5 protein-coding genes are annotated in these 5,641 nt (G+C 66.5%); all 5 read right to left on the bottom strand.

The annotated features are described in order from the left end of the window. Positions 1 to 87: 87 nt before the first annotated feature. The 5 genes from tuf to AAHZ94_RS27465 all read right to left on the bottom strand — a co-directional run bounded on the left by tuf (position 88) and on the right by AAHZ94_RS27465 (position 5,505). Complete coding sequence (gene tuf, locus AAHZ94_RS27485) at positions 88 to 1,281, bottom strand: elongation factor Tu (protein ID WP_349996145.1); 1,194 nt, start codon at positions 1,279 to 1,281, stop codon at positions 88 to 90. 246 nt (positions 1,282 to 1,527) lie between these two features. Next, positions 1,528 to 3,630, bottom strand: a complete 2,103-nt coding sequence (gene fusA, locus AAHZ94_RS27480; protein ID WP_349996143.1) for an elongation factor G — start codon at positions 3,628 to 3,630, stop codon at positions 1,528 to 1,530. A 39-nt stretch (positions 3,631 to 3,669) separates the two neighbouring features. Then, positions 3,670 to 4,140 (bottom strand): 30S ribosomal protein S7, encoded by a 471-nt coding sequence (gene rpsG, locus AAHZ94_RS27475; RefSeq protein WP_176163495.1) that lies wholly within the window; start codon positions 4,138 to 4,140, stop codon positions 3,670 to 3,672. Between the two features lie 2 nt (positions 4,141 to 4,142). Next, complete coding sequence (gene rpsL, locus AAHZ94_RS27470; protein ID WP_003948652.1) at positions 4,143 to 4,514, bottom strand: 30S ribosomal protein S12; 372 nt, start codon at positions 4,512 to 4,514, stop codon at positions 4,143 to 4,145. Positions 4,515 to 5,034: 520 nt separating this feature from the next. After that, on the bottom strand, positions 5,035 to 5,505 hold the full coding sequence (locus tag AAHZ94_RS27465) for a DUF1707 and DUF4190 domain-containing protein (protein ID WP_349996146.1): 471 nt from the start codon (positions 5,503 to 5,505) through the stop codon (positions 5,035 to 5,037). Positions 5,506 to 5,641 lie beyond the last annotated feature (136 nt).

Genomic DNA, 5,641 nt, shown 5'->3' with positions numbered 1-5,641 from the left:
CGGGGGGGGGGTTTGGGGGCCGGGGGGGGGGGGCCGGGGGCCGGGGCGCGGGGGGGGGGGGGGGGGCGGGGGCCCGGAGGGATCAGATCACTTGTTGATCTTGGTGACCTGACCGGCGCCGACCGTACGGCCACCCTCACGGATGGCGAACTTCAGGCCCTCTTCCATGGCGACCGGCTGGATGAGCTGGACGGACATCTCGGTGTTGTCGCCCGGCATGACCATCTCGGTGCCCTCGGGGAGGGTCACAACGCCCGTCACGTCCGTGGTACGGAAGTAGAACTGCGGACGGTAGTTGTTGAAGAACGGCGTGTGGCGGCCACCCTCGTCCTTGGAGAGGATGTAGGCCTGGGCCTCGAACTCGGTGTGCGGCGTGACCGAACCGGGCTTGATGATGACCTGGCCGCGCTCGACGTCCTCGCGCTTGATGCCACGGAGGAGCAGACCGACGTTCTCACCGGCCTGGCCCTCATCGAGCAGCTTGCGGAACATCTCGATGCCGGTGACCGTGGTGGTGGTCTTCTCCTGCTTGATCCCGATGATGTCAACGGTCTCGTTGACCTTCAGGATGCCACGCTCGATACGACCGGTGACGACGGTGCCACGACCGGTGATCGTGAAGACGTCCTCGATCGGCATCAGGAACGGCTTGTCGACGTCGCGCTCGGGCTGCGGGATCGACTCGTCAACGGCCTTCATCAGGTCGAGGACGGTCTTGCCCCACTCGGCGTCGCCCTCAAGGGCCTTCAGCGCCGAGACCTTGACGACCGGCAGGTCGTCGCCCGGGAACTCGTACTCGGAGAGCAGCTCGCGAACCTCAAGCTCGACGAGCTCCATGATCTCCTCGTCGTCCACCATGTCGGCCTTGTTCAGGGCGACAACGATGTACGGCACGCCAACCTGGCGGGCGAGGAGCACGTGCTCCTTGGTCTGCGGCATCGGACCGTCGGTCGCGGCGACCACGAGGATCGCGCCGTCCATCTGGGCGGCACCGGTGATCATGTTCTTGATGTAGTCCGCGTGACCCGGGCAGTCAACGTGGGCGTAGTGACGCGACTCGGTCTGGTACTCGACGTGCGCGATGGAGATGGTGATACCGCGCTGGCGCTCCTCAGGAGCCTTGTCGATCTGGTCGAAGGCCGAGGCCTCGTTCAGGTCCGGGTACGCGTCGTGCAGCACCTTGGTGATCGCCGCGGTAAGCGTCGTCTTACCGTGGTCGATGTGACCGATGGTGCCGATGTTGACGTGCGGCTTAGTCCGCTCGAACTTCGCCTTCGCCACTGGGGTCCTCCTGTGGACTGGTGCTGTACTCCACCCACACTTTGCGGATGGGTTCAGGTGGTCTTACCGAACCGACCAGGACCCCGAGGGGATGCCCTTGGCCGAATTCGCTTGGGGGCCGGCGCCCGGGGCCCCGCCACAGAAGCGTGGTGCGTTCTGTGGCGGAATGCCCCGATGCCTTTGCTCCAGCCTAAAGGCTGAGCAACGTAGAGGGCTCATCCCCACTGCTGCGGGGACGGGCCGACGTTACTCGCCCTTGGCCTTCGCGATGATCTCCTCGGCGACGTTCCGGGGAACCTCGGCGTAGGAGTCGAACTGCATGGAGTAGCTGGCGCGGCCGGACGTCTTGCTCCGCAGGTCACCGACGTAGCCGAACATCTCCGAGAGCGGAACCAGGCCCTTGACGACCTTGGCGCCGCTACGGTCCTCCATGGACTGGATCTGGCCACGGCGGGAGTTGATGTCACCGATGACGTCACCCATGTAGTCCTCGGGGGTGGTGACCTCGACGGCCATCATCGGCTCCAGCAGAGCCGGCGACGCCTTCCGAGCACCCTCCTTGAACGCCATGGAGCCAGCGATCTTGAACGCGAGCTCGGAGGAGTCCACCTCGTGGTAGGCACCGTCGAGCAGCGTCACCTTCACGCCGGTCAGCGGGTAGCCGGCCAGCACGCCGAACTCCAGGGCCTCCTGGCAGCCAGCGTCCACGGACGGGATGTACTCCCGCGGGATGCGGCCACCGGTGACCTTGTTCTCGAACTCGTACCCGTCGCCCTCAAGCGGCTCGATCGCGATCTGCACCTTGGCGAACTGGCCGGAACCACCAGTCTGCTTCTTGTGCGTGTAGTCGATCCGCTCGACGGCCTTGCGCAGCGTCTCGCGGTACGCGACCTGCGGCTTGCCGACGTTGGCCTCGACCTTGAACTCGCGCTTCATACGGTCGACCAGCACGTCGAGGTGCAGCTCGCCCATACCCGCGATGATGGTCTGGCCGGTCTCCTCGTCGGTGTGGACCTGGAAGGACGGGTCCTCTTCGGCGAGGCGCTGGATGGCGACACCCAGCTTCTCCTGGTCGCCCTTGGACTTCGGCTCGATGGCGACCTGGATCACCGGGGCCGGGAAGTTCATGGACTCAAGGATGACCGGGTTGCTCGAATCGCAGAGGGTCTCGCCGGTGGTGGTCTGCTTGAGACCCATGACGGCGACGATGTCGCCGGCACCCACGCTGTCGATCTCCTCACGCTTGTTCGCGTGCATCCGGTAGATCTTGCCGATCCGCTCCTTCTTGCCCTTCACGGAGTTCAGCACCTGGGTGCCGGTGTCCATGCGGCCGGAGTAGATCCGGACGAAGGTGAGCTTGCCGAGGTGCGGGTCGCTCATGATCTTGAAGGCGAGCGCGGAGAGGGGCTCCTCGTCCGACGCCTTGCGGAAGATCTCGGTGTCCTCGTCGTCGACCTTGTGACCGGTCACGCCCTCGACGTCCACGGGGGACGGGAGGTACGCGACGACCGCGTCGAGCAGGGGCTGGACGCCCTTGTTCTTGAACGCGGTGCCACAGAAGACCGGGGTGAGGTTGCCGGCGATGGTGGCGCGGCGGATGCCGGCCTTGAGCTGCTCCTGGGTGGGCTCCTGGCCCTCCAGGTACAGCTCCATCAGCTCTTCGTCGCCCTCGGCAGCGGTCTCCAGGAGCTTCTCGCGCCACTCGGCCGCGGCCTCGGCGTGCGTGTCCGGGATGTCCAGGACGTCGTACATCTCGCCCTTGGCGGCCTCGACGGGGTAGACGAGGGCCTTCATCTGGACGAGGTCAACCACGCCCTTGAAGTCCGCCTCGGCACCGATCGGGAGCTGCATGACGAGCGGGGTCGCACCGAGGCGGTCGACGATCATGTCGACGCAGCGGTGGAACTCGGCACCGACGCGGTCCAGCTTGTTCACGAAGCAGATGCGCGGAACGTTGTAACGGTCGGCCTGACGCCACACCGTCTCGGACTGCGGCTCCACACCGGCAACACCGTCGAACACCGTCACGGCGCCGTCGAGCACGCGCAGCGAACGCTCCACCTCGACGGTGAAGTCGACGTGGCCCGGGGTGTCAATGATGTTGATGGTGTGGTCGACGTTGTTCACCGGCCAGTGACAGGTGGTCGCGGCCGACGTGATCGTGATGCCGCGCTCCTGCTCCTGCTCCATCCAGTCCATGGTGGCAGCGCCATCGTGGACCTCACCGATCTTGTAGCTCACACCGGTGTAGAACAGGATCCGCTCGGTGGTCGTCGTCTTGCCCGCGTCGATGTGGGCCATGATCCCGATGTTGCGGACCTTGGCCAGGTCAAGTGAAGTGGTGGCCATCTGGCTCAGTCTTCTCTCGGTTCTCGATGGGGGTAGCGACTACCAGCGGTAGTGCGCGAAGGCCTTGTTGGACTCGGCCATCTTGTGAGTGTCCTCGCGACGCTTGACCGCGGCGCCCAGACCGTTGCTGGCGTCCAGGAGCTCGTTCATCAGACGCTCGGTCATGGTCTTCTCGCGACGGGCGCGCGAGTAGCCCACGAGCCAGCGCAGCGCGAGGGTGGAGGCGCGACCGGGCTTGACCTCGACCGGCACCTGGTAGGTGGCGCCACCGACGCGGCGGGACTTCACCTCAAGGGTGGGCTTGATGTTCTCCAGCGCGCGCTTGAGCGTGATGACCGGGTCGTTGCCGGTCTTCTCGCGCAGCCCCTCCATGGCGCCGTAAACGATGCGCTCAGCGGTGGAGCGCTTGCCGTTCAGCAGCACCTTGTTGATGAGGGAGGTGACAAGAGGAGAGCTGTAGACCGGGTCGATGATGACCGGGCGCTTCGGGGCGGGGCCCTTACGAGGCATTCTTACTTCTCCTTCTTGGCGCCGTAGCGGCTGCGAGCCTGCTTGCGGTTCTTGACGCCCTGGGTGTCGAGCGAGCCACGAATGATCTTGTAGCGAACGCCCGGCAGGTCCTTCACACGACCGCCACGCACGAGCACGATGGAGTGCTCCTGCAAGTTGTGGCCCTCACCCGGAATGTAAGCGGTGACCTCGATCCCGCTGGTCAGACGCACACGCGCGACCTTACGCAGGGCCGAGTTCGGCTTCTTCGGGGTGGTCGTGAAAACACGCGTGCAGACACCACGACGCTGGGGGGAACCCTCCAGCGCAGGCGTCTTGTTCTTCTCGACCTTGTCCTGCCGGCCCTTGCGGACCAGCTGCTGGATCGTAGGCACCGTTTCTCCGGTTTCTGTGTGCCGTCTAGTAAAGCTAACCTGGGGTTTCTCCGACCCACGCGGTCGGGTGTGTCGCGCGCTCTAGACCGCTGCGATGAGCGAGAGAGTGCGGAGTCTGGGTGCAGAACACCTCGGTCCCCCAGAAACTGGGGGAACTCCTCCGGACTCCGGCTCGGACACCTCACCCCGACGAAGATCGAGGAAGTGTGCGCGCACGGGAGCCCAGGGACACGCCAGGCACAAGGTCAGAGCGTACCTACCGCATCGGCTGTGGTCAAAACAAATGCACACGCGTAGGACACGCCGGGCGGCTTACGGCGCTGTCGCTACCGTAGTGCGCCCATCCCCGCCGCGGAACCGTGTCTCAGCCGCCGAACGCCCCCCGACATCCGGCCGTCACATCCCGCGCCCCACCGGCCCTCGCAGGCCCCCACGAGCGCGAGCGCGCCCGAGCGGCGGACCACCCGACCGGCCGGCCCACCGCTCGGGCGACCCACCACCCGAGCGGCCGGCAGCCCGATCAGCTCAGGCCCACCGCCAGCACCACGGCCGCCACCAGCAGCGCCACGAAGCCGATCACCAGATAGCCGAGCACCAACCCGGCGACCGCCATCCCGTCACCCTGCTCGCCGCTGCGCCGGATCTCCGCACGCGCCTTGTGGCCCAGGACCACCGCCGGAATCGCGGTGATGCCGACCATGGTGCCGAGGATGCCGCAGACCAGGGCCCCCGTCGCGCTGCTGTTGGTCCGCGGCGGCACCGGCAGGAACGTCTGCGGCACGGCCGGGGCCACCGGCCGCGGCGTGAACTGCACCTGCGGGACCGGACCCTGCGGCAAGTCCCCTACCAGTACCTGGAGTTCACCGTACGTCTGCGCCTGATAGGCCCGGGTGATGCGCTGCTCGTACTCCGGCTGCGGCAGCCGCCCCTCGGCGAAGCCCGCCTTGAGCACGTCGACCGCGCGCTCCCGGTCGGCGTGCGAGGCCCGCATCGCCGGTGAGTTGTTCGTCGGCTGGGCCGGCTGCCCGCCCTGCCACGGTTGGAACGCCACCCTGAAACCTCCCCCAGCTAGACAGCTCCCTCCATCATCCACGACGAACCGCGGGGCGGTCATCCCTGTCTGGGAT

The organism is Streptomyces sp. HSW2009 (assembly GCF_040240285.1).
Lineage (GTDB): Bacteria > Actinomycetota > Actinomycetes > Streptomycetales > Streptomycetaceae > Streptomyces.
The sequence above is the reverse complement of the archived record's forward strand: the minus strand, read 5'-3'. Positions and strand labels throughout refer to the sequence as shown.